The organism is Variovorax sp. M-6 (assembly GCF_052114385.1).
In the GTDB taxonomy this organism is placed as follows: Bacteria; Pseudomonadota; Gammaproteobacteria; order Burkholderiales; family Burkholderiaceae_C; genus Variovorax.
Genome location: NZ_JBFREQ010000001.1, coordinates 269688 through 292091 on the forward strand (window position 1 = coordinate 269688; position 22404 = coordinate 292091).

The window sequence follows — 22404 nt, forward strand, 5'->3', positions numbered from 1 at the left end:
TTCAGGGGTAGTCGATGCGCTGGCACAGCGTGTCCGGCGCACCGGCGGCGAGGTGGGCCAGCACCTCCGGCAGCCGGTCGAAGGGCGCGCTGTCCGTGACCAGCAGGTCGAGCACCGGATCGCGCAGCAGCGACAAGGCCAGTGCGAGCCGGCGCTGGTGCGACCAGCGGCCGCGCTGGGCCGCCGCGACCTGGCCGACCTGCGAACTCTTGAGCACGAGGCGCTGCGAATGGAAGGCTTCGCCCAGCGGCAGCGGCACCTCGCGCTGCCCATACCAGCTGAGGTCGACCACCGTGGCCTCGAAGGCCGCCAGCCGCAGCGCCGTCACCAGGCCCTGTGGCTGGCCGCTGGCATGCAGCACGAGATCGGCGCCAGGGCGGGCGTCCTGCGGCTTCGCAAAGGCCACGCCGAGCCGATCGGCCACCGCCCGCCGGGAGGCCTGGACATCGACCAGCTCGACCTCGCAGCCGGGCAAGCGACCTGCCAGCCACGCGACCAGCAAGCCGACGACGCCGCCGCCCACCACCGCGATGCGATCGCCCACCCGCGGCGCCGCATCCCAGAGGGCATTGACCGCGGTCTCCATGTTGGCGGCCAGCACGGCGCGCGCGGGCGGCAGGCCTTCGGGCAGCGGATGCACCGCCTCGGCCGGCACCACGTAGCGGGTCTGGTGCGGGTGAAGACAGAAGACGGCGCGGCCGCGCATCGCATCGGGGCCCTGCTCGACGATGCCGACGCTCTGATAGCCGTACTTGACCGGCGCCGGAAAGGCGCCTTCCTGGAAAGGCGCCCGCATGCGATGGAACTCGCTGGCCGGCACCTCGCCGCGAAACACCAGCAGCTCGGTGCCCCGGCTGATGCCGCTGTGCAGCGCCCGGACCAGCACCTCGCCGGCGCCGGGCGCGCGCCCCGGCTCGACGCGGATCGACGCCCGTCCCGGCGCCTCGATCCAGCAGGCGCGGGATTCGGCGGACAAGACAGGAGGCGAATATGCTGGCATGCTCGTTTTTCAGCGCCCGCAGGTCGCGAGCGATCCCAGTGTCAAACCATGGAATGCGATCTTAAGGCGATGCCCTCGCAGACTGTGCTGCGCCGCGATGCCTGGCGCGAGGCGCTGCCCTGCCTGACGCTGCTCCTTGTGCTGGCCGCCGGCGTGAACCTCGCGGCGGGGCTCGGCCCCTGGTTCGGCGTCCGCGCGCTGGCCGTGTTCGGCCTCGGCTTCGCCCTGGTCCTGCGGGCCCTGCCGGCCCATGCGCCGCATCCACGCTTCGGCGCCGCCAATCGCGTGACGCTGGCACGGCTGGCGCTGGTCGCGCTGCTCGCCGCCGGTATCGGCGAACCGCTCACCGACCCCACCAGCCTGGCCTGGGGTGCGATCGCCGTCGCCACCACCGCGGCGCTGTGGGATGCGCTCGACGGACCGCTGGCGCGCGCCCAGGGCCTGGCGAGCGACTTCGGGGCCCGCTTCGACATGGAGACCGACGCACTGCTGGTGCTGGTCCTGTCCCTGCTGGTGATTCACTTCGACAAGGCCGGCGCCTGGATCCTGGCCGCGGGACTGATGCGCTACGCCTTCGTGCTGGCGGCCCGGGCGCTGCCCTGGCTGGCACGCCCGCTGCCGCCGAGCCAGCGGCGCAAGGCGGTGTGCGTGGCGCAGATCACCAGCCTGATCGTCTGCCTCGGGCCGATCGTCGCGCCGCCATGGAGCCGCGCCATCGCCGCCGCCAGCCTGGCGGCGCTGAGCGCGTCCTTCGCGGCCGATCTGGCGTGGCTGGCCCGCCAGCGCCATCGCCCGGGCGCCCGCCCTTCGAAGCCGGAGCCTGCGCCATGACCTTCTCCCGGTTCCGCGCCGCGAGCGCCTTCGCCCTGCTCTGCCTGATCGGATCCGCCGCCCCCGCGCGGGCCGAGCTGGCGCACTACGAGCTCGACCCGAACCACATCACGGTGGCCTTCCTGGTTGACCACCTGGGCTATGCGAAGGTGCTCGGGATGTTCCGCGCCGCGCGCGGCAGCTACGAGTTCGACGAGGCCACCGGCGCGCTGGGCAAGCTGCGCATCGAGGTCGATACCCAGAGCGTGTTCAGCAACTACGCCAAGCGCGACCAGCACCTGAAGAGCGCGGAATTCCTCAACACGGCGCAGTTCCCGCGCATGGTGTTCACGGCCGACAGCGCCCGGCGCACCGGCGAACGCACCTTCGAGATCCCCGGCCAGCTCGAGCTGCTGGGCCGGCCGCAGCCGCTGACCCTCACGGCCACCTGGAACAAGAGCGGGCCCTCGCCGATCGACAAGGTCTACACCATGGGTGTCTCGGCGCGCGGCAGCTTCAAGCGCAGCAGCCACGGCATGAACTACGGCGTCAGCAACGGATGGGTCGGCGACGAGGTGCCGCTGATCATCGAGTTCGAGGCGCAGCGCAAGTGAGGGCCGCGCAGCCGTGGCCCGGGTGGGGAGGCTGGCTGCTGCGCTTCGGCCTGCCCTTCGCGCTGCTCAATGCATTGCTGACGCTGGAGAACCTCTGGCCGACCTGGTGGGCGCTGCCGGGCCTGCGCCTGTCTTTCGAGCTCTGCATGGCCGTGGCCGCGCTGACGCTGCTGATCCGGCTGCGCGGATTCGCCGGCATCGGGCTGCTGCGCGCGCTGTCGATCCTCACCGTGTTCTGGGTCGCGACGCGCTACGCCGAGGTCACGGCGTCGGCGGTCTTCGGTCGCCAGATCCACCTGTACTGGGACGGGCGGCATGTGTTCGAGGTGCTGCGGATGGGCAAGGCAGCCGGATGGCAGATCGCGCTCGGCGCCGCCGCGCTGGCGATCGCCCTGGCAGCGGTGTACGCCATCGTGCATCGCTGCTGGTCGATGCTCGCGCGCGAACTGGCCTGGCGACGGCCGCAGCCCGCGATCGGCCTGACCGCTGCCGCCCTGCTCGCGGCCTTCGCGCTGCAGGGCATCGGCGGCCGCGACACGCGCTGGTTCTTCTCGATGCCGGTGGCGCCGATCGTCGCGCGCCAGGCGGAACTGCTCGCAGGCCTGTGGTCGCCCGGGCACGCGGCTTCGCGGCTGTCGGCCAGCCCCGCCTTCGACAGCGCGCTGGCGGGCCTCGGCGGCGCCGACGTGCTGCTGATCTTCGCCGAGTCCTACGGCGCCAGCACGCTCGACGATCCGCGGCAGGCGGCATGGCTGGCGCCGCACCGTGCAGAGCTGGCCCGGTCGCTGCAGGCCGGCGGGCGCCAGGCGGTATCGGCGCGGGTGCGTTCTCCGACCTTCGGCGGCGCGTCGTGGCTCGCCCACTCGGCGCTGCTGAGCGGCGTCGACACCCGGGATCCGGGCGACTACGAACTGCTGCTGACCACCGACCGCCCGACGCTGGTGCGCCAGTTCAAGCGGCATGGCTATCGCACGGTGAGCTGGATGCCCGGCCTGCAGCGGCCCTGGCCCGAAGGCAGCTTCTATGGTTTCGACCGCTACGCCGATGCCCGCAGCATCGGCTACCGCGGAGCGGCCGTCGGCCACTGGCAGGTGCCGGACCAGGCGTCGATGGCGCTCCTGCACGCCCAGGAGCTGGCGCTGCCGCCCGGGCGCCGTGCACCGCGGCTGGTCGTCTTCCCGACGCTGGCCAGCCACGCTCCGTTCCGGCCGCTCGCGCCCTACGTGAGCGACTGGCCCCGGCTGCTGCGCGCCGATGCCTACACGCCGGCCGAGGTCGCCGACGCCCTGGCCGCGCCGGTCTCCTGGCTGGAACCGGTGCCCGCCTACCTCGAATCGCTGGCCTACACCTTCCGCTGGCTGGGCGACTACCTCGACGGCCGCGCGCCACCCAACATGCTCACCATCGTGATCGGCGACCACCAGCCCATGGCGAGCGTGAGCGGGCGCAATGCCTCGTGGGAGGTGCCGGTCCACGTCATCAGCAACGACGCCTCGCTGCTGAAGCGACTGGAGGCCGCCGGCTTCACGCCGGGCCTGCTGCCGATGCGGGCCGGGGCGATGGACATGCACGGCCTCACGCCCTTGCTGCTCGCCGCCTTCGAGGGGCCGGCGGGCGGAGTCCCCGGCGCGGCGGAATAGCGTGACCCAAGGGCCGGATTCGGCACTATTTCACGCGCCGCGCGATCCTTCTCTGATAGCCTTTTGGTCCATGCGCGCCCTCATCCTCCTGCTCAACATCGCAGTCGTCGCCCTCGCCTACCATCTGGCCGGACCGATCGGCCTCCTGGTCGCGACGGCCGTCTGCTTCGCGCTCATCGCCGGTGCCTTCGCGTTCTCGATGGCCAGGACCGAGGCCCGCGAATCGCGGAAGATGCAGCGGGCGATGCGTCGCAACACGACCTTTCTCGCCGAACTCCTCGGTCCGCGCAAACGCTGAGCCCGCCCCACGGGCCGGCCCCGCGTCGACGCGCTCAGGCGGCAGCGGCCTTGGCCACCGCGACCGCGGCTTCGCGCGGCAGGGCCACCGCGTTCTTCACGGCCAGGATCTCCGCCATCACGCTGACCGCGATCTCGGGCGGCGTCTTGCTGCCGATGTAGATGCCGATCGGGCCGCGCAGCCGGGCCAGCGATTGCTCGGTCTGCTCGAAGTGTTCGATCATGCGTTCGCGCCGTGCCTCGGCATTGCGCCTCGAGCCGATCGCGCCGACATAGAAGGCCTCGCTCTGCAGCGCCTCGAGCAGCGCCAGGTCGTCGAGCTTGGGGTCGTGCGTGAGCGCCACCACGCAGGTCCGGCGATCGGGCTTGAAGGCGACCACCGCGTCGTCGGGCATCTCGGTGGTGATGGCCACGCCCGGCAGCGACCAGGCCGTGTGGTATTCGACCCGCGGATCGCACAGCGTGACCGCGAAGCCGCTGAACTTCGCCATCGTCGCCAGGTACTCGGCCAGCTGGCCGGCGCCGATCAGCAGCATGCGGTACTCGGGGCCGAAGGTGTTGACCAGCGCGGTGTCGTCGACCGACAGCGCGGCCGGCGTTGCCGCCTCGGCCAGCGCGACCTTGCCGTCGGCCAGCCTGACCGTGCGCTGCATCAGGCGCCCCTGCTCGAGCGCCGCCACCAGCGCCTGCAGCGACGCGGCGTCGGGGTCGTACTCGAGCAGCAGTTCGAGCGTGCCGCCGCACGGCAGCCCGAAGCGGTGCGCCTCGTCGGCCGTGATGCCGTACTTGACCAGCGCCGGGGCGCCGGTGGGCATCACGCCGTCGCCGTGCGCCCGGCTGTAGCGTGCGATCAGGTCGTCCTCGATGCAGCCGCCCGAGACCGAACCGACCACCGCGCCATCCTCGGCCAGCGCCATGATCGAGCCGATCGGACGCGGTGACGAACCCCAGGTGCGCACCACGGTCGAGAGCAGCGCGCGGCGGCCGGCGAGCCGCCAGTCGCGCAGGGTGCGCAGCACCATGACGTCGAGGTTTTCCATATCGCTTGTTCCTGCTTGCCGCTCGCTGTTCAGCCGGCGTCCTTGTCCGGCTCGGGCGCGGCCTTCTTGCCGATGCCGAGCTTTTGCATGAAGCCCGCCATGGCGCCGGTCTTTTCGGCCGGGGCCGCCGCTTCGTCCACCGCCTCCTCGGGCGGCGGGCCGTAGCGGCTCTGCATCTCGGCATCGAAGCGCTTGAAGAAGTCGTCCGCGGTCGACTTGGCGGCGCCGTCGATCAGGCGCTGGCCCATCTGCGCGATCTTGCCGCCGACCTGCGCCTGCACCGTGTAGTCGAGCTCGCAGCCGGCACTGCCGTCGGCCACCGGCTTCAGCGACACGCTCGAGGCTCCCTTGGCGAAGCCGGCGACGCCGCCCTGTCCTTCGAAGGACAGCTTGTAGCTGTCGGGTGCCTCGATGTCGGCCAGCGTGACCTTGCCGCTGAACTTGGCCGACACGGGGCCGATCTTGAGCGCCAGCCCGACCGAGTACTCGTTGTCGCCGGTGAGTTCGAACTTGTCGCAGCCCGGGATGCATTTCTTCAGCGTCTCGGGATCGTTGAGCGCCTCCCAGGCCTGTTGCTGCGTGACGCCGAGGCGGCGGTTGCCGAGCATTTCCATGATGGGTTCCTTCTTGGATGTCGTGGGAGAGTGACGGCGCTAGCGGCCGGCGCGCATCAGCGTCGCCAGGCTCGCGGCCAATTGTTCGAGGGCATTGAGATTGTGAACCGCCAGCATCGCATCCGCATGGCGGTGCAGTACCGCCGCGCCGCGCGCCAGGGGCGCATAGCCCTCGTAGCGCAGCAGCGGATTGAGCCACAGCAGCCGGCGCGAATGGCGCTTGAGCCACAGCAGTTCGCGCTCGAGCGCCTCGGGCTCGCCGGTGTCCAGCCCGTCGCTGATCACCAGCACCAGCGTGCGGCGCCCGGTCAGCCGGCGCGCATGGCGATGCCGCAGCTCGGCCAGCGAGTCGCCGAACCGGGTGCCACCGGCGAAATCGTCGATGGCTGCGCTGGCCGCGGCCAGCATCGCGTCGGTGTCGGCGATGCGGAAGGCCGGCGTCAGATCGGTCAGCTGGGTGCCGAAGGCGAACACGTCGCGCCGGCCCGAGCGCCGCGTCGCCGCATGCAGGAAGGCCAGCAGCAGCCGGGCATAGCGCTCCATCGAGCCCGAGACATCGACCAGCACCAGCAGCGGCAGCGGCTGCCGGCGACGCGACAGCCGCGGCAGCCGCAGCATCTCTCCGCCGGTGCGCGCGGCCTCGTGCAGCACCCCGGGCCAATGCATGCGCGAGTGCACGCCGCCGTCGCCCGCGGGCCGCAGCCGCCGCGACGGCAGCGTCGGCACCGGCAGCGAGATGTCGCGCGCCAGGCGCTCGACCAGCCGGTACTCGGCGGCGCCCAGCGCGTTGAAATCGGCATGGTGGACCCGCTGCCGGTCGCTGGCCGTCATCGCGGCGTCGAAGTCGATCTCGCGTTCGGTCTGGGCCGGCTTGACCGCGTCGCGCGGCGCCGCCAGCGCCTCGCGCACCCGCGGCCGGCGCTTCGAGGGCTCGGCCTTGCCCTCGGCGCTGGGCAGCATCTGCGCCAGCAGCTTGTTGGCCAGCTCGGGATCGCGGAACCAGGCATCGAAGAGCTCGCGGAACACCTCCCGGTCTTCCTCGCGGCTGATCATCACGGCCTCCATCGCGGCGGCGAAATCGCCACGGCTGTCGACGCCGACCAGCATCGCGGCCTCGGCCGCCAGCCCGATGCGCATCGCGTCGGTGCGCACGCCGGCACGCCGCAGCGCGCGGCCGAAGCCCGCCAGATTGCCGGCCAGCTTGCCGCGGCGCGCATCGCCGAGCTGCTGCACGCGCTCGGTCAAGAGGTGGCCTCCTCCTCGGGCTTGAGCAGGTCGGAGGCCAGCTCGCGCGTCAGCGCGGCGACGTCGTCGCGCTGCTTGAACAGGATGCCGGCGGTGTCGACCACCACCTCGGGGTCGAGCTCGACCGTGTCGAGCGCGATCAGGGCCTTGGCCCATTCGACGCTTTCGGCGATGCCCGGCGCGCGCTGGAAGGCGCTCGCGAAGGGCGCCGTGCGCAGCCGGCCGACGAAGGCGGCGACCTGCTCCGAAAGCACCGCCCCGGCCTGCGGCACCTGGGCGCGCACGATGGCGAGCTCACGCTCCCGCTCCGGATAGTCGAGCCAGTGATAGAGGCAGCGCCGCTTGACCGCGTCATTGAGCTCGCGCGTGCGGTTGCTCGTGAGCAGCGTGACCGGCGACACCAGCGCCCGCACCGTCCCCAGCTCGGGGATGCTGACCTGGTACTCGCCGAGGTATTCGAGCAGGAAGGCCTCGAAGGGCTCGTCGGCGCGATCGACCTCGTCGATCAGCAGCACCGCACCGGGGGCCGGCGCCTGCAGCGCCTGCAGCAGCGGACGGCGGATCAGGTAGCGCGGCTGGTAGACCTCGGACTCGATGTCGCTCGATGCGCCATGCGCCTCGGCGGCGCGCATGTGCAGCAGCTGCGCCGCGTAGTTCCACTCGTAGAGGGCTTCGCGCTGCTCCAGGCCGTCGTAGCACTGCAGGCGCAGCAACTCGCGCCCGAGCGCGGCCGACAGGGCCTTGGCCAGCTCGGTCTTGCCGACCCCGGGCTCGCCCTCGAGCAGCAGCGGCCGCTGCAGCTTGAGCGCCAGGAACACCGCGGTCGCGAGCCGCCGATCGGCGTAGTAACCGACGCCCTGCAGCGCCTGCACGACCGCATCGATGGAGGGGAACGGTGATGAGGTCGTGGCAGGCGTGGTGTCGATCATCTCGATGAGCTTATCCGAGCGCCTTCGTCACGGCGCGCTGCGTCAGCACCGAGATCAGGTTGGCCCGATAGTCGGCCGAGGCATGCAGGTCGCTGTTGAGATCGCTGGCGTCGATCTTGACGCCGGCCGCCGACTCGGGCGTGAAGGCCTTGTTCAGCGCATCCTCGAGTCCCTTGTGGCGGAACACGCCGTTGCCCGCGCCGGTGACCGCCACGCGCACCCCGCTCGGGTACTGCGCGAGGAACACGCCGACCAGCGGGAAGTTCGACGCCTTCTGGCGCAGCTTCACATAGGCGGCCCGCTGCGGGATCGGGAAGCGGATCGCCTTGATCAGCTCGCCGTCTTCGAGCGCCGTGGTGAAGAGTCCCTGGAAGAAATCGTCGGCCGCGATCTCGCGCTTGCTGGTGATGACCGTGGCGCCGGAGGCCAGCACCGCGCTGGGATAGCAGGCCGCCGGGTCGTTGTTGGCGACCGAGCCGCCCAGCGTGCCCATGGCGCGCACCTGCCGGTCGCCGATGCCCGACGCCAGGTCCGCGAGCGCCGGATAGGCGGCCTTGATCTCGGCGTGGTTGGCGACATCCAGGTGCCGCGACATGGCGCCGATCAGGAAGGCATCGCCGGCCTTGCTGATGCCGGTGAGCTCCTTGATGCCGCTGAGGTCGGCCAGCTGCTCCGGAGCGGAAAGCCGCAGTTTCATCGAGGCCAGCAGGGTCTGGCCGCCGGCCAGCGGCTTGGCGCCGGCTTCGGCGAGCTTGACCGCATCGGCCAGGCTGGTGGGACGTTCGAGGGTGAAGGCATACATGGTGTGATTTCCTTCCGGGTGTTCAGGGAGCGGGCCGGCCTTGGGTGCTGGCGGCCGACGAGGGCTGCGCATTCGCGACGGGGCGGCCCTTCTGCATGGCCTCCCAGACGCGGTGCGGCGAGGCCGGCATGTCGAAGTCCTTGACGCCCAGCGGTGCCAGCGCGTCGAGCACCGCGTTGATCACCGCCGGCGGCGAGCCGATGGCCCCGGCCTCGCCGCACCCCTTGGTGCCCAGCGGGTTGTGGGTGCACGGCGTGCACACGGTGTCGAGCTTGAACTGCGGGAAGTCGGCGGCGCGCGGCATCGCGTAGTCCATGAAGCTGCCGGTGAGCAGCTGGCCGCTCTCGTCGTAGACGCAGTTCTCCATCAGTGCCTGGCCGATGCCCTGCACCAGTCCGCCGTGCACCTGGCCCTCGACGATCATCGGGTTGATGATGGTGCCGAAGTCGTCGACCGCGGTGAAGCGATCGACCCGCACCTCGCCGGTCTGCTTGTCGATCTCGACCTCGCAGATGTAGGTGCCGCCCGGGAAGGTGAAATTGGTCGGGTCGTAGAAGGCGGTCTCGTTGAGGCCGGGCTCCAGCTTGTCGAGCGGGTAGTTGTGCGGCACGTAGGCCGTCAGCGCCACCTGGCCGAAGGGGATCTTCTTGTCGGTGCCCTTGACCGTGAACTCGCCGTTGGCGAACTCGATGTCGGCGTCGCTCGCCTCCATCAGGTGGGCCGCGATCTTCTTGGCCTTGGCCTCGATCTTGTCGAGCGCCTTCATGATCGCCGCGCCGCCGACCGAGATCGAGCGCGAGCCGTAGGTGCCCATGCCGAAGGGCACGCGGCCGGTGTCGCCGTGCACCACGTCGACCGCCTCGACCGCGATGCCCAGGCGCGCCGCCACCACCTGCGCGAAGGTGGTCTCGTGGCCCTGGCCGTGGCTGTGCGAACCCGTGAAGACGGTCACGCTGCCGGTGGGATGGACGCGGATCTCGCCGCATTCGAACAGGCCGGCACGCGCGCCGAGTGCACCCGCGATGTTCGACGGCGCGATGCCGCAGGCCTCGATGTAGCTCGAGTAGCCCATGCCGCGCAACTTGCCCTGCGCCTCGCTGGCCGATCTCCGCTGGGCGAACCCTGCCACGTCGGCCAGCGCCTGCGACTTGTTCATGCAGGCATGGAAGTCGCCGGTGTCGTACTGCAGCGCCACCGGGGTCTGGTAGGGGAAGGTGGTGATGAAGTTGCGCTTGCGGATCTCGTCCTGGCCCAGGTTCATCTCCCAGGCGCAGCGCGACACCAGCCGCTCGAGCAGGTAGGTGGCCTCGGGGCGGCCGGCACCGCGGTAGGCGTCGACCGGCGCGGTGTTGGTGAACCAGGCGTCGACCTCGACGTAGATCTGCGGCGTCGCGTACTGGCCCGCCAGCAGGGTCGCGTAGAGGATGGTCGGCACCGCGGTCGAGAAGGTCGACAGGTAGGCGCCGAGGTTGGCATCGGTGTGCACCCGCAGCGCCAGGAACTTGCCCTGCGCATCCATCGCCATCTCGGCATGGCTCACGTGGTCGCGGCCGTGCGCATCGGACAGGAAGCACTCGGAACGCTCGCCGGTCCACTTGATGCTGCGGTTGAGCTGCTTCGAGGCCCAGGTCAGGCACACGTCTTCGGCGTAGAGATAGATCTTCGAGCCGAAGCCGCCGCCGACGTCGGGCGCGATCACCCGCACCTTGTGCTCGGGCAGGCCGAGCACGAAGGCGGTCATCAGCAGCCGCTCGACGTGCGGGTTCTGGTTCGACACGTAGAGGACGTACTCCTCGTTCGCGCGGCTGTAGCTGCCGATCGCGACGCGAGGCTCCATCGCGTTCGGGATCAGCCGGTTGTTGACGAGATCGAGCTTGGTGACATGCGCCGCATTGGCGAAGGCGGCATCGACCCCAGCCTTGTCGCCGATCGCCCACTTGTAGCACTGGTTGTCGGGCGCCTCGTCGTGGATCGTCACGCCGCTCTGCTTCTTCGCTGCATCGGCCACGCTGACCAGGGCCTGATGGATGTCGTAGTCGACCACCACCGCCTCGGCCGCGTTCTTGGCCTGTTCGACGGTCTCGGCCACCACCATCGCGACGTGGTCGCCGACGTAGCGCACCTTGTTGATCGCGAGGATCGGGTGCATCGGCTCCTTCATCGGCGTGCCGTCGGGATTGTTGATGAGCCAGCCGCAGGGCAGCCCGCCCATCTTTCCCTCGATGTCCTTGCCGGTGAAGATGCCGACCACGCCGGGCATCTTCAGCGCGGCCGCGGTGTCGACGGACTTCAGGGTGGCGTGCGCGTGCGGCGAGCGCACGAACACGGCATGGGTCTGGTTGGCCAGGTCGATGTCGTCGGTGTACTGGCCGGCGCCGGTCAGGAAGCGGTAGTCTTCCTTGCGCTTGAGTGACTCGCCGATGTGCGGCAGTCCTGCGAAATCGGGTGCGCCCATGTCGTGCTCCTCAGGCCGTGGCGGTGGACTTGGCCGGCGCGGCGGACATCGCCTCGCCACCCATCTGCACCGCCTTGACGATGTTCTGGTAGCCGGTGCAGCGGCACAGGTTGCCCTCGAGCAGCTCGCGGATCTCGGTCTCGCTCGACTTGGGATGGTGCGTGCACAGGTCGATGGCGCTCATCACCATGCCGGGCGTGCAGAAGCCGCATTGCAGGCCGTGGCATTCCTTGAAGGCCGCCTGCATCGGGTGCATGGTGCCGTCGGCCTGGGCGATGCCCTCGATCGTGGTGATCGTGGCGCCGGCCACCTGCGCGACCAGCACGTTGCACGACTTGACGGCCCGGCCGTTGACGTGGACCGTGCAGGCGCCGCACTGCGCGGTGTCGCAGCCGACATGGGTGCCGGTCAGGTGGAGATGCTCGCGAATCGCTTGCACGAGGAAGGTGTTCGGGGGCGCGTCGACCGTGACTTCGCGGCCGTTGACCGTGAAAGGAACCTGCATGTTGGCTGTCTCCGTATAGGTGATGGCTGAATCGGCCGCATGAATCTTGGACGCCCGACCGGGGCACCATCCTAGGCAAAACCCTAGGCGCTTGCGCGTTGCCTTCGAAATTCTCAAAATGAAACAGCTTGCCTTGCGGCGAGCCTCCGAACAGGCGCCCCTCCGGGCCCGATTCCACACGATGACACCCCCCTCCGCCTCGCCCCTGCCCGAGCGCTCCCTCACCATTGCCCAGGCGCGACGCGAATGGATTGATGGCGAGCGCCCGGCCGAACCGCTCGCCCCGCGCGTCGAGCCCTGGCTCGTGCGTTCGTGGCAGCGCTGCCTGGCGGCCGGCCACCGGCCGCAGCAACGCGTGAGCTTCGACCCGGTCTCGGCGCCGCGCGCGCGACAGGTGGCCGAACGCAACCGAGCGCTGCTGCTGGCCGCGCGACCGGTGCTTGACCGGCTTTCGCGCGCGATCGCGGACACGCGCTACTTCGCGATCCTGACCGATGCCGACGGCATCGTGGTCGACGTCGGCGCCCTGCCGTCCGGCAGCGATGCGGCGGCCCGGCATGCGCGCGACATCGCCCGCATCGGCGTCGACCTGTCGGAGCGCGCGGTCGGCACCACGGCGATCGGCGCCGCGCTGGCCGAGCACGAATCCGTGTGGTTGCATCGCGGCGAGCACTTCTTCGACGACACCAGCATCTACAGCTGCGCCGGCGCGCCGCTCTTCGGCCCGCAGGGCGATTGCATCGGCATGCTGGACCTGACCGGCGTACAGGTGGTCGAGCGGCCCGAGCTGCGGCACCTGGCGGCGTCCTCGGCCCGCAGCATCGAGAACGCGCTGGTGCAGGGCCACCCCTGCGAGCTGCTGCTGCAGATCGGCTGGCCGGGCAGCAGCGTGGGCGCCGACACCGAGGGCCTGCTGTGCATCGACGCCGACGGCAACGTGACCGGCGCCAATGCGGCCGCACGCCACATGCTGCACCAGCCGCTGGGCAGCCGCCCGGCCCTGCATTGCAACGACCTGTTCGCGCTGCCGCCGCAGATGCTGTTCGATGCCGCGCGACGCGGCGACCCGGTGCTCGAGGTGCCGCTATGGTCGGGGCTGCGGGTGCAGGCCAGGCCCCGGATGCCGCAGCGGGGCGCACCGGCCGCCACGGCGGCAAACCCGCTTCCGCGACTGCGCGACGTCGAGTCGGCATTGATCCGCAAGGCCGTGGACGATGCCCGCGGCAATGTGGCGCAGGCGGCGCGCGCGCTCGGCATCAGCCGCGCCACGGTCTACCGCAAGCTGGGCCGGGGTCATTGCTAGTGACTTTCTTACATTTTGTTGCTATTGTCAGCGTCTGCTAAAAATTGATCGCCGACCCGGCGGCTCGACAGGACGTTGACCATGAGCGAATCCAAGGCCCGATCTCTATCCATGCCGTCGATGCCCAGCCGGCGCCAGGCCATCGCGCGCCTGGCCGGCAGCGTCGGCGTGGGTGCCGCGGCCGCCCTGGGATGGCCGGCCTTCGCACAGGCCAGGAGCATCCGCGTCGGCGCCACCTTCGACAACAGCGGCGTCGAGAAGGCCAACGGCGCCGGCCTGTTCGTGGGCTCGTCGGCGTACTTCAACGCACTCAACCGCGCCGGCGGCATCAACGGCACGAAGGTCGAGCTGATCTTGGCCGATGACCAGTTCAAGCCCGACATCGCCAAGGACAACGCGCTCGCCTTCGCCGCCGACAGCTCGGTGCTGGCGATGCTGCACCCGCTGGGCACCCGCCAGGCGGCCGCAGTGATTGACGCGGTTCCCGGCATGGCGGTCGTCGGCCCGAACACCGGCACCGTGTCGCTGCGCAAGAAGGCCTCGCCCAACACCTTCTGGGTGCGCGCCAACTACGACCAGGAACTCGACCGGCTGATCGCCACCGCAGCCGTGCTCGGCCAGTCGCGCATCGGCATCGTCTATTCGGAAGATCCGCTCGGGCAGTCGCTGCTGGCGGGCTTCAAGGCCGCGCTGGCCAAGGTCAAGCTCGAGCCGGCGGTGATCGCCAGCACGCCGGGCACCACCAGCATGGAGGTCGATCCGGCCGCCGCGAAGATCGCCGCGGCCGCGCCGCAGATCGTCATCATCGGCCTGGCCGGCACCGCGCCGGCCTTCGTTCGCGCGCTGCGCAAGGCAGGCGGCAAGAGCAGCGCCTACGGCCTGTCGATCACCGCCAGTGCGCTCGGCGCCATGGGCGACCTGGCGCACGGGCTGGGCTTCGCGATCGTCGTGCCCTCGCCGTTCGCCACCAAGTACGAGATCGTGCGGCGCTACCAGGCCGACATGCTGGCCAGCGGCTCCAAGGAGTTCTCGCTGCCGAGCCTGGAAGGCTACATGGACGCCTGCGTGCTGGCCGAAGGCCTGCGCCGCGCCGGCCCGTCGCCGACGCGCGCGGGCGTGATCGCGGGGCTCGAGCACATCGAGGGCTACGACCTCGGCGGCGTGAAGATCAACTTCGGCCGGGGCAACCGCGAAGGCAGCCAGTTCGTGGACGTGGCGGTCATCAGTGCCAATGGAAGACTGATTAGCTGACCCCCAGGTTGGGCTCACTTCGTGTAGCCCGCCCACCCCCTCTTCGGGGGGCAACACCAGCGGCCCGGCGAAGCCGGTTCCGCGGTGTTTCACCAACGGGCCGGGCTTCGCCGGCCGGCGGAGCGGCAGCGGCGCGGCTACTGCAGAATCCAGCTATGAATTCAAGCTATGCAACGGGCGAGCCTTCGCGTGCGGAGGTCGACGCTCTCTCCGGCCCCACGTTGGTCGAGTTCGGCACCGCGTGGTGCGGCTTCTGCAAGGCGGCGCAGCCGCTGCTGGCGGAGGCACTGGTGGACGCGCCTTCGCTGCGGCATCTCAAGATCGAGGACGGAAGCGGGCGCGCGCTGGGACGCTCGTTCAAGGTCAAGCTGTGGCCCACGTTCATCTTCATGCGCGACGGGCAAGAGCTCGGGCGGCTGGTGCGGCCCGGCAGCGCGGAGCTGATCCGGCAGGAACTGGCCCGGCTGGAGCTCGCCGCTTCCTAGCCCGGCAGCGCCACCACGACGGCCGACTCGTCGACGATCGCGGTGACGCGCTGGCGGGTGCGCAAGGCGCTGCCGCTGGCCGCGAATCCCACCAGCTGCAGGTCCCCTTCGAGCGCCACCGAGATCTCGTCGCCGTCCTCGCCGCGCGCGACGCCGGCCACTACGCCGCCGAGCTGGTTGCCCTTGCTCCGGCTCGCGGTGCCGGCGCGCTCGATGCGCACGGCGGTCGCCTTGCACAACGCGATCGCCGCCATCCCCTCGGCAAGCCCGAGCAACTCGGCGCTCTCCTGCGTGATGCGGGCGGCGATGGTCTGGGCATTGCCCAGCCGCAAGCCGACCCGCACGATACGGCCCGTGGACTCGACCGCGGCCACGGTCGCAGGCAACTGGTTGCGCATGCTGGTGCGGATCGCCAGCCGCGCCACCGCGCTGCCGGCGCCCGCCAGCGCCCCGGCGCGCTCCTGCACCGTGCGCCGTGCCGCCGCCAGCGCATCGGCGAGTTCGAGCAGATGCGTGCCATGCGAGGTCAGCGAAGCGCCACCGCCGCCGGCCCCGCCGACCGCCCGCTCCACCAGCGCAACGCCCGCCAGATTGGTCAGGGTGGCGACCGCCTGCCAGGCGGCCTTGTAGCTCACGCCGGCCTCGCGCGCCGCTTGCGAGATGCTGCCGGTGCGGCCGATGCCGCGAAGGATGTCGATGCGCTTGTCGCTCATGCCGTGGCCGAGCGCGTCGCCGAAACGGGGTGATGCCATGCGCGGATTGTGCCGGCTGCCCTACACTCACGCTATTCCATTCATGAATAGCGAACCACGCCACACCTCCACCGCCATGAAAACCAGCCGCTCCCCCCGCCTGATCGCCGCCGGCCTCCTCGCCTTCTGCTTCTCGCTCTGCAGCCATGCGGGCGAAGTGCAGGTGGCCGTCGCGGCCAACTTCTTCGGACCGATGAAGGTGCTGGCCGCCGATTTCGAGAAGGCGACCGGCCACAAGGCAGTGCTGTCCTCCGGCGCCACCGGCAAGTTCTACGCCCAGATCCAGGGCGGCGCGCCCTTCGACGTGTTTCTGGCCGCCGACGACGAGACGCCGGCCCGGCTCGACAAGGACGGTGCCACGGTGGCCGGCAGCCGCTTCACCTATGCCACCGGCAAGCTGGTGCTGTGGTCCGCGAATCCCGAACTGGTCGACGGCAAGGGCGAGGTGCTGCGCACGGGCAAGTTCGCCCACCTCGCGCTCGCCGCGCCCAAGCTGGCGCCCTACGGCGCGGCCGCGGTGCAGACGATCACGCGGCTCGGCCTGCTGGCCCAGCTCGAACCGAAGTTCGTGCAGGGCGAGAGCATCGGCCAGACCTACAGCTTCATCTCCACCGGCAACGCGGAGCTCGGCTTCGTGGCGCTGTCGCAGGTCTGGGAAGGCGGCAAGATCAAGAACGGCTCGGCCTGGGTCGTGCCGGCCGAGCTGCACAGCCCGATCCGCCAGGATGCGGTGCTGCTGGGCCGCGCCAGGGACAACGCCGCGGCCTCGGCCCTGATGGAGTTCCTCAAGACCGACGGCGCGAAAACGGTGATCCGCTCCTTCGGCTACGACGTCTGAGGCCCGCGCGACGATGCCGACCGCCGCCGACCTGGGCGCCGTCACGCTGACGCTGAAGCTGGCCTCGGTCACCACGCTGGTTCTGCTGCTGCTGGGCACGCCGCTGGCCTGGTGGCTGGCGCGCACCCGCTCGGCCTGGAAAGGTCCGATCGGCGCGATGGTGGCGCTGCCGCTGGTGCTGCCGCCCTCGGTGCTGGGCTTCTATTTCCTGGTGTCGATGGGGCCCAACGGGCCGCTCGGCGCGCTGACCCAATGGCTCGGCCTGGGCCTGCTGCCCTTCACTTTCGCGGGACTGGTGGTCGGCTCGGTGGTCTATTCGATGCCCTTCGTGGTGCAGCCGATCCAGAACGCCTTCGAGGCCATCGGCGAGCCGGCGCTCGAAGCCGCCGCCACGCTGCGGGCCTCGCCGCTGGACACCTTCTTCAGCGTGGTGCTGCCGCTGGCGCGCCCGGGCTACCTGACCGCCATCGTGATGGGCTTCGCCCACACCGTGGGCGAGTTCGGCGTGGTGCTGATGATCGGCGGCAACATTCCCGACAAGACCCGCGTGATCTCGGTGCAGATCTACGACCACGTCGAGGCGCTCGAATACACGCAGGCCCACTGGCTCGCGGCCGGCATGGTGGTGTTCTCGTTCCTGGTGCTGCTGGCGCTGTATGCGCTCAATCCGACGGGACGGCGGCGATGAGGGCGCCGACCTCCGAGGGCCTGCGGCTGCGCCTGGCGGTCGACTTCCCCGCCTTCTCGCTGCAGGTCGACCTGGCCCTGCCCGGCCGCGGCGTGACCGCGCTGTCCGGCCCTTCGGGCTGCGGCAAGACCACCTGCCTGCGCGCCATCGCGGGGCTGCAGCGCGCGCCGGGCGCCCTGGTCTCGGTCAACGGCGAAGTCTGGCAGGACGACGCCGCAGGCATCTTCCTGCCGACGCACCGGCGGCCGCTGGGCTACGTGTTCCAGGAGACGCGGCTCTTCACCCATCTGGACGTGCGGCGCAACCTCGAATACGGGATGAAGCGGGTGGCGCCGGCGCTGCGCCGGGTCTCGCTCGCGCAGGCGGTCGAACTGCTGGGCATCGGCCCGCTGCTGGCGCGCCGGCCCGACACGCTGTCGGGCGGCGAGCGCCAGCGCGTGGGCATCGCACGCGCCCTGGCCACCAGCCCGAAGCTGCTGCTGATGGACGAGCCGCTGGCCTCGCTCGACCTGGCACGCAAGCGCGAGGTCCTGCCCTACCTCGAACGGCTGCACGCCGAACTCGACATGCCGGTGCTCTACGTCAGCCACTCGGCCGACGAGGTCGCGCGGCTGGCCGACCACCTGGTGCTGCTGGACGCCGGGCGCGTGATCGCCAGCGGGCCGACCCATGAACTGATGACCCGCCTCGACCTGCCGCTGGCGCACGGCGACGCCGCGGGATCGGTGGTCGAGGCCGTCGTGACGAGCGTCGACGCAGACTATGGCCTGGTCCAGGTCGCGTTCACGGGCGGCACGCTGAGCCTGCCCCACAGCGGCGTCGGCGTCGGCCAGCGCGTGCGTGTGCGCATCCAGGCCCGCGATGTCAGCCTGACGCTGCAGCCGCAGGAGGGAACCAGCGTGCTCAACATCCTGCCGGCGACGATTGCGGACCTCGCCGACGACGGGCCGGCGCAGCGGATGGTCGGCCTCGATGTGGGCGGCGCGCGGATGCTGGCGCGCATCACGCGCAAGTCGGCCGATCTGCTGGCGCTGGCCGTCGGCATGCGCGTCCATGCGCAGGTCAAGGGCGTGGCGATCGTCGAGTGAACCGTGGCCCCCACGCTCCGTCACTGCGTGTACTCGCTGCCCCCCAAGGGGGCAGCTGCAGGCCGCCCGTCCGTGCGAAGCGCGGGCTTCGCCGCGCTGGCGGCCCGGCGACGGCCTGGCATCACGCTCCGACCGGCACCTTGTCCAGAAAGCCGGTGACCGACCGCAGCCTGCCGCCCGCCAATTGCGCGAAGTCGGTGCCCTCGATCAGGGCCTCGGCGCCATCCGGCCCGAGGGTCCAGGAAAAGCGAAGCTGGTCGCCGTGCGCGTCCGGCTGGCCCTTGAGCGCGAAGCGGAAACCCGGAAAGCGCTGGTGCACGCCGCCGACCAGCGCACTGATCTGCGTTCGGCCGCTGCCCTGCATCAGCGGATCGACATAGCGCGCGTCTTCGGTCCAGTGGGCTTCGAGCAGCTTCAGCCGGCGCTCGGCATCGATCTCGTTCCAGACGGCGATGTAGTGCTCGGCAACACGGGCTGCTTCGGGAGTGGCGGTGTTCATGGCGGTTCCTTTCGGTGTTCACGACCCGCAACAGCGCGGGGTGAACGAATGGTCGTGCCGACCGCGCCGCGGGTCGATGACCTGGGAGGTCATGGGCCTGCGCGCGCACGTCGGGCGCGGGCGCCCGAAATCCAGCTCAGGCTTTGTCGGCCTTGCCGGCCGCGTTCGCCAGCTTGCTGAGCATTCGGTCCACGATCCACGGCTGCCGGTCTTCGTCTTCCGCGCGCTCTTTCCGGCGGATCGCGTTGCGCACCGCGATGGAGCCGACATAGCGAATCGGTTCCGGCGGGAAGTGCCCCAAGGGCCCCTGCGTCAAGGGACTGCGGGTCCACGCGTTGTCCTGGTCCAGCAGCATGGAGGAAAGGATCTGGCCGCCCATGTAGCTGGGGCCGACGCCGTTGCCGGAATAGCCGAAGCCATAGCAGATGTGGGGCGCGCCATCGAGCTTGCCGAAGAAGGGAAAGCCGGTGACGGACCGGTCCGACGGACCGTTCCAGCTCGCCGTGATCGGCGTCTCGCGCAAGGCCGGAAAGAACGAATGCAGTGCGTGCGTCAGCTCCGCCTCGTAAGGCGAACGCTGGTCGAAGACCGGCGCGATGCGGCCGCCCCAGGCGAAGGTATTGCCGCCCTTGCCCAGCATGACCCGGCCGTCGACCGTGCTGCGGTAGTAGTAGACGAAGGTCCTTGAATCGAGCACCGAAATGCCGTTGTCGAGGCCGATCTCGCGCAGCAGTTCGGGGCATCTTTCCGTGATCACCATGTCGCTCGACACGACCGCGATGGTGCGCTCGAACTGCGGCAGGCTGCGCGCCATCCAGGCATTGAGCGCCAGCACCAGCTTCTTCGCTTCGATGCTGCCGCAAGGCGTGCGCACGACGGCCGGGTGGCCACGGCTGAAGTCCAGCATCGGGCTGCGTTCGTAGATGCGGATGCCCATGGCAAGTGCCGCCCGGCGCAGGCCGCGCACCAGCTTGCCCGGATGCACCGTGGCGGCGATGGGCGAGTACACCCCCGCGAGGTTGCGCGCCGAACCCGAGCGACGCGCCACCTCTTCGGGCGGCAGCGCGCGGTAGGAGTGGATGCCGCAGTCCTCCAGCGCCCGCATCACCGGATCGAGGGTGCCGATCTGGGCCTGCGAGGTCGCGGTGTAGAGCGTGCCGTCCTGCCGCAGCTCGGCGTCGATGCCGTGCGCGCGGCAGAAGGCCGCGATGTGGTCGACCACCGCTTCCGACGCCTTGACGAGGCGGATCGCCTCGGCCTCGCCGAAGAGCCGTCGCAAGGTGAAGAACTTCGCCGACCAGGTGAGCAGGCAGCCGCCGTTGCGCCCGCTGGCGCCGGCGCCGCAGAGGTCGCTCTCGATGATCGCGATGTCCAGCGACGGATCCTGCTGCCGGGCCTGGATCGCGGTCCACAGCCCCGTGAAGCCGCCGCCGACGATGCAGACATCGGCACGCTGCGCACCTTGCAAGGCAGGCGCCAGGTCGCCGTCGTTGAAGAGCGCCTGCTCGATCCAGAAGGGCCGCATGGCTAGGCCACGGCGCGCTGGTGCTCGGCGGCGCAGAGTTCCAGATGGCGGACGAAATGCGCGAGACCGGGCATGTCGGCGTCGGCCGACTTCGCGCTGTCGTCCCAGCGCCGCAACTCGACCGCATCGCCGGCAAAAGGCAAGGCCTCGAAGGCCTGCGCCTGCGCGTCGCTGAAGACTCCGCCCTGCAGCGCCAGGCTGCGCTTCGAGTCGGGCGACAGCGCCTCGAGGTAGCCTGGCTCGCGCGCGCACAGGAAGCGCTTGGCATCCACGTGCAGGCGGATCGGCTCCAGCGTCGCCGGGCCGAACAGGGCGCGCAGGAAAGGCAGGCAGCGGTATTGATGCAGGTCGTCCAGCCCCTGCTGCGTCGGCGTGCCGCCGAAATCGTGCAGCAGATGGCCCAGGTCGTGCAGCAGCGAAGCCGCGATCAGCGCGCTGCCGGCGCCGGCCTGCTCGGCCAGGTGCGCGGACTGCAGCGCGTGCTCGAGCTGCGTCACGGGCTCGCCGTCGTACTGGGCATCGCCCTTCGATTCGAACAGGCCGACGATGTCGGAAATGGTGAGGCTCATGGCTACCAGGGGAGCGAATAGGTCTTGCTGTTGGTGAAACTCTTGATCGCCTCGAGCACGCCTTCCTTGTAGCCCAGGCCCGAGTCCTTGATGCCGCCGAAGGGCGTGAGCTCGAGCCGGTAGCCCGGCACCTCGCGCACGTTGACGGAGCCGACATTGAGCTCGCGGATGAAGCGCGTGATGTAGTCGAGGCGGTTGGTGCACACCGACGACGACAGTCCGTAGGCCGTGCCGTTCGAGATCCGGATCGCTTCCTCGATGCTGCCGAAGCGGATCACCGGCGACACCGGGCCGAAGGTCTCGTGCTTGGCCACCGTCATTTCCGGGTCGACGCGGTCGAGGACCGTCGGCGCATACAGGGCGCCCCGGCGCACGTGACCGCACAGCAGCTTGGCGCCGCCCGCGATGGCCTCGTTGACGACCGCCTCGAAATGGATCGCGGCAGCCTCGTCGATCACGGTGCCCATGTCCGTGTCCGGATCCATCGGATCGCCGTACTTCAGCGCCTCGGTCTTCTGTACCAGCAACTCGACGAAACGGTCCGCCACGGCTTCGTGCACCAGCATCCGCTTGACGGCCGTGCAGCGCTGGCCCGAGTTCTTGTAGGAGCCGCTGGCCGCGAGCGTGGCGGCCTCCTCGATGTCCGCGTCTTCCATCACGATGATCGGGTCGTTGCCGCCGAGCTCGAGGATCTGCCGCTTGTAGACGGCCTTGCCGGCGATGTACTTGCCGATCGCCACGCCGCCGGTGAAGGTCACGAGGTCGACGTCCGGATGGGTCAGCATCTCGTCGGCGATCTCGCGCGGGTCGCCGGTGATCACCGACAGCATCTGCGGCGGCAGCCCCGCCTCGTACAGGATGTCGGCCAGGATGAAGGCGGTCAGCGGCGTCTTCTCGCTGGGCTTCAGCACCATCCGGTTGTTGGTCGCGACGGCCGGCGCCACCTTGTGGATCACCTGGTTCAACGGATGGTTGAAGGGCGTGATGGCGGTGATGACGCCCAGCAGCGGCTCGCGCAGCGTGTAGACCTTGCGGCTCTTGCCATGGTGCGTGAGGTCGCAGGAGAACACCTGGCCGTCGTCGACCAGCGCCTGGTTGGCGGCGAACAGCAGCACATCGGAAGCGCGGCCCACTTCGTACAGCGAGTCCTTGCGGCACAGGCCGGATTCGAGCGTGATCGTGCGCGAGATCTCGTCGAGGCGCGAGGCGATGATCTCGCCCGCGCGCATCAGGATCTTGTAGCGCTCGTAGCGCGTCAGCGTCGGCTTGTAGTCGCGCGCGATGCGGTAGGCGCGCCGCACGTCTTCCAGCGTCGCCTTGGGGCAGGTGGCGATCACCTCGCCGGTGTAGGGATAGCGGACCTCGATGACCTCGTCGCGATAGACGCGCTCGCCGGCGATGCGCAAGGCTTCGCAATGGATGTCGGCTGGCTTCGGCATGGGCTGGTTCATGGTG

The 22404-nt window shown here is 70.2% G+C and carries 23 protein-coding genes; 10 read left to right on the top strand and 13 right to left on the bottom strand.

Translation table 11 applies throughout. The annotated features are described in order from the left end of the window. Position 1: 1 nt before the first annotated feature. Positions 2 to 976, bottom strand: coding sequence for a zinc-dependent alcohol dehydrogenase (locus tag AB4Z46_RS01340; protein ID WP_442281666.1), 975 nt, complete (start codon positions 974 to 976; stop codon positions 2 to 4). Positions 977 to 1069: 93 nt separating this feature from the next. Between AB4Z46_RS01340 and AB4Z46_RS01345 the strand changes: the two genes are divergently transcribed. The 4 genes from AB4Z46_RS01345 to AB4Z46_RS01360 all read left to right on the top strand — a co-directional run bounded on the left by AB4Z46_RS01345 (position 1070) and on the right by AB4Z46_RS01360 (position 4362). Next, on the top strand, positions 1070 to 1831 hold the full coding sequence (locus tag AB4Z46_RS01345) for a CDP-alcohol phosphatidyltransferase family protein (RefSeq protein WP_442281667.1): 762 nt from the start codon (positions 1070 to 1072) through the stop codon (positions 1829 to 1831). After that, on the top strand, positions 1828 to 2424 hold the full coding sequence (locus AB4Z46_RS01350; protein ID WP_442281668.1) for a YceI family protein: 597 nt from the start codon (positions 1828 to 1830) through the stop codon (positions 2422 to 2424). Before AB4Z46_RS01345 ends, AB4Z46_RS01350 begins: the two co-directional genes overlap by 4 nt. Then, complete coding sequence (locus tag AB4Z46_RS01355) at positions 2421 to 4064, top strand: sulfatase-like hydrolase/transferase (protein ID WP_442281669.1); 1644 nt, start codon at positions 2421 to 2423, stop codon at positions 4062 to 4064. The genes AB4Z46_RS01350 and AB4Z46_RS01355 overlap by 4 nt, the downstream gene beginning before the upstream one ends. A 70-nt stretch (positions 4065 to 4134) precedes the next feature. Then, the gene (locus AB4Z46_RS01360) at positions 4135 to 4362 is read left to right on the top strand and encodes a hypothetical protein (RefSeq protein WP_442281670.1); all 228 of its coding nucleotides are present in this window, start codon (positions 4135 to 4137) and stop codon (positions 4360 to 4362) included. 34 nt (positions 4363 to 4396) lie between these two features. On the opposite strand, the gene AB4Z46_RS01365 is transcribed toward AB4Z46_RS01360, so the two are convergent. From AB4Z46_RS01365 to AB4Z46_RS01395, 7 genes are read right to left on the bottom strand one after another with little or no spacing between them, the layout of a single operon-like run. Beyond that, positions 4397 to 5401 (bottom strand): XdhC family protein, encoded by a 1005-nt coding sequence (locus AB4Z46_RS01365; RefSeq protein WP_442281671.1) that lies wholly within the window; start codon positions 5399 to 5401, stop codon positions 4397 to 4399. A 29-nt stretch (positions 5402 to 5430) separates the two neighbouring features. Next, positions 5431 to 6015 carry a CoxG family protein gene (locus tag AB4Z46_RS01370; RefSeq protein ID WP_442281672.1) on the bottom strand — a complete coding sequence of 195 codons (585 nt, stop codon included), beginning with the start codon at positions 6013 to 6015 and terminating at the stop codon, positions 5431 to 5433. A 39-nt stretch (positions 6016 to 6054) separates the two neighbouring features. Beyond that, positions 6055 to 7260, bottom strand: a complete 1206-nt coding sequence (locus tag AB4Z46_RS01375; protein WP_442281673.1) for a vWA domain-containing protein — start codon at positions 7258 to 7260, stop codon at positions 6055 to 6057. Continuing rightward, on the bottom strand, positions 7257 to 8189 hold the full coding sequence (locus tag AB4Z46_RS01380) for an AAA family ATPase (RefSeq protein ID WP_442281674.1): 933 nt from the start codon (positions 8187 to 8189) through the stop codon (positions 7257 to 7259). The genes AB4Z46_RS01375 and AB4Z46_RS01380 overlap by 4 nt, the downstream gene beginning before the upstream one ends. Positions 8190 to 8199: 10 nt before the next feature. Next, positions 8200 to 8991, bottom strand: coding sequence for an FAD binding domain-containing protein (locus AB4Z46_RS01385; RefSeq protein WP_442281675.1), 792 nt, complete (start codon positions 8989 to 8991; stop codon positions 8200 to 8202). Positions 8992 to 9013: 22 nt separating this feature from the next. After that, on the bottom strand, positions 9014 to 11446 hold the full coding sequence (locus tag AB4Z46_RS01390) for a xanthine dehydrogenase family protein molybdopterin-binding subunit (protein ID WP_442281676.1): 2433 nt from the start codon (positions 11444 to 11446) through the stop codon (positions 9014 to 9016). Between the two features lie 10 nt (positions 11447 to 11456). Next, positions 11457 to 11951 carry a (2Fe-2S)-binding protein gene (locus tag AB4Z46_RS01395; protein ID WP_442281677.1) on the bottom strand — a complete coding sequence of 165 codons (495 nt, stop codon included), beginning with the start codon at positions 11949 to 11951 and terminating at the stop codon, positions 11457 to 11459. 181 nt (positions 11952 to 12132) lie between these two features. Between AB4Z46_RS01395 and AB4Z46_RS01400 the strand changes: the two genes are divergently transcribed. From AB4Z46_RS01400 to AB4Z46_RS01410, 3 genes are all read left to right on the top strand, one after another. Next, on the top strand, positions 12133 to 13254 hold the full coding sequence (locus AB4Z46_RS01400) for a helix-turn-helix domain-containing protein (protein WP_442281678.1): 1122 nt from the start codon (positions 12133 to 12135) through the stop codon (positions 13252 to 13254). Positions 13255 to 13335: 81 nt separating this feature from the next. Beyond that, on the top strand, positions 13336 to 14505 hold the full coding sequence (locus tag AB4Z46_RS01405) for an ABC transporter substrate-binding protein (protein WP_442281679.1): 1170 nt from the start codon (positions 13336 to 13338) through the stop codon (positions 14503 to 14505). Positions 14506 to 14660: 155 nt separating this feature from the next. Beyond that, positions 14661 to 14990, top strand: coding sequence for a thioredoxin family protein (locus AB4Z46_RS01410; protein WP_442281680.1), 330 nt, complete (start codon positions 14661 to 14663; stop codon positions 14988 to 14990). On the opposite strand, the gene AB4Z46_RS01415 is transcribed toward AB4Z46_RS01410, so the two are convergent. Then, the gene (locus AB4Z46_RS01415) at positions 14987 to 15742 is read right to left on the bottom strand and encodes a TOBE domain-containing protein (protein WP_442281681.1); all 756 of its coding nucleotides are present in this window, start codon (positions 15740 to 15742) and stop codon (positions 14987 to 14989) included. The two genes, AB4Z46_RS01410 and AB4Z46_RS01415, sit on opposite strands and share 4 nt — an antisense overlap. A 76-nt stretch (positions 15743 to 15818) precedes the next feature. On the opposite strand from AB4Z46_RS01415, the gene modA reads away from it, so the two are divergent. Genes modA through modC form a run of 3 tightly spaced genes read left to right on the top strand, consistent with a single transcriptional unit; the run spans position 15819 to position 18356 of the window. Then, positions 15819 to 16580, top strand: a complete 762-nt coding sequence (modA, locus tag AB4Z46_RS01420) for a molybdate ABC transporter substrate-binding protein (RefSeq protein WP_442281682.1) — start codon at positions 15819 to 15821, stop codon at positions 16578 to 16580. Positions 16581 to 16593: 13 nt separating this feature from the next. Continuing rightward, a complete protein-coding gene (modB, locus tag AB4Z46_RS01425) occupies positions 16594 to 17268 on the top strand; it encodes a molybdate ABC transporter permease subunit (RefSeq protein WP_442281683.1) in 675 nt (224 codons plus the stop codon). After that, positions 17265 to 18356 carry a molybdenum ABC transporter ATP-binding protein gene (gene modC / locus AB4Z46_RS01430; RefSeq protein WP_442281684.1) on the top strand — a complete coding sequence of 364 codons (1092 nt, stop codon included), beginning with the start codon at positions 17265 to 17267 and terminating at the stop codon, positions 18354 to 18356. The genes modB and modC overlap by 4 nt, the downstream gene beginning before the upstream one ends. A 121-nt stretch (positions 18357 to 18477) precedes the next feature. On the opposite strand, the gene AB4Z46_RS01435 is transcribed toward modC, so the two are convergent. The 4 genes from AB4Z46_RS01435 to phnY form a co-directional block, all read right to left on the bottom strand. Next, a complete protein-coding gene (locus AB4Z46_RS01435) occupies positions 18478 to 18855 on the bottom strand; it encodes a nuclear transport factor 2 family protein (RefSeq protein ID WP_442281685.1) in 378 nt (125 codons plus the stop codon). A gap of 136 nt (positions 18856 to 18991) precedes the next feature. Beyond that, entirely contained in the window at positions 18992 to 20380 is a 1389-nt protein-coding gene (locus AB4Z46_RS01440) for an FAD-dependent oxidoreductase (protein WP_442281686.1), read from the bottom strand. Between the two features lie 2 nt (positions 20381 to 20382). Beyond that, on the bottom strand, positions 20383 to 20949 hold the full coding sequence (locus AB4Z46_RS01445; RefSeq protein ID WP_442281687.1) for a phosphonate degradation HD-domain oxygenase: 567 nt from the start codon (positions 20947 to 20949) through the stop codon (positions 20383 to 20385). Between the two features lie 2 nt (positions 20950 to 20951). Further along, positions 20952 to 22400, bottom strand: a complete 1449-nt coding sequence (phnY, locus tag AB4Z46_RS01450; RefSeq protein WP_442281688.1) for a phosphonoacetaldehyde dehydrogenase — start codon at positions 22398 to 22400, stop codon at positions 20952 to 20954. Between the last annotated feature and the right edge of the window lie 4 nt (positions 22401 to 22404).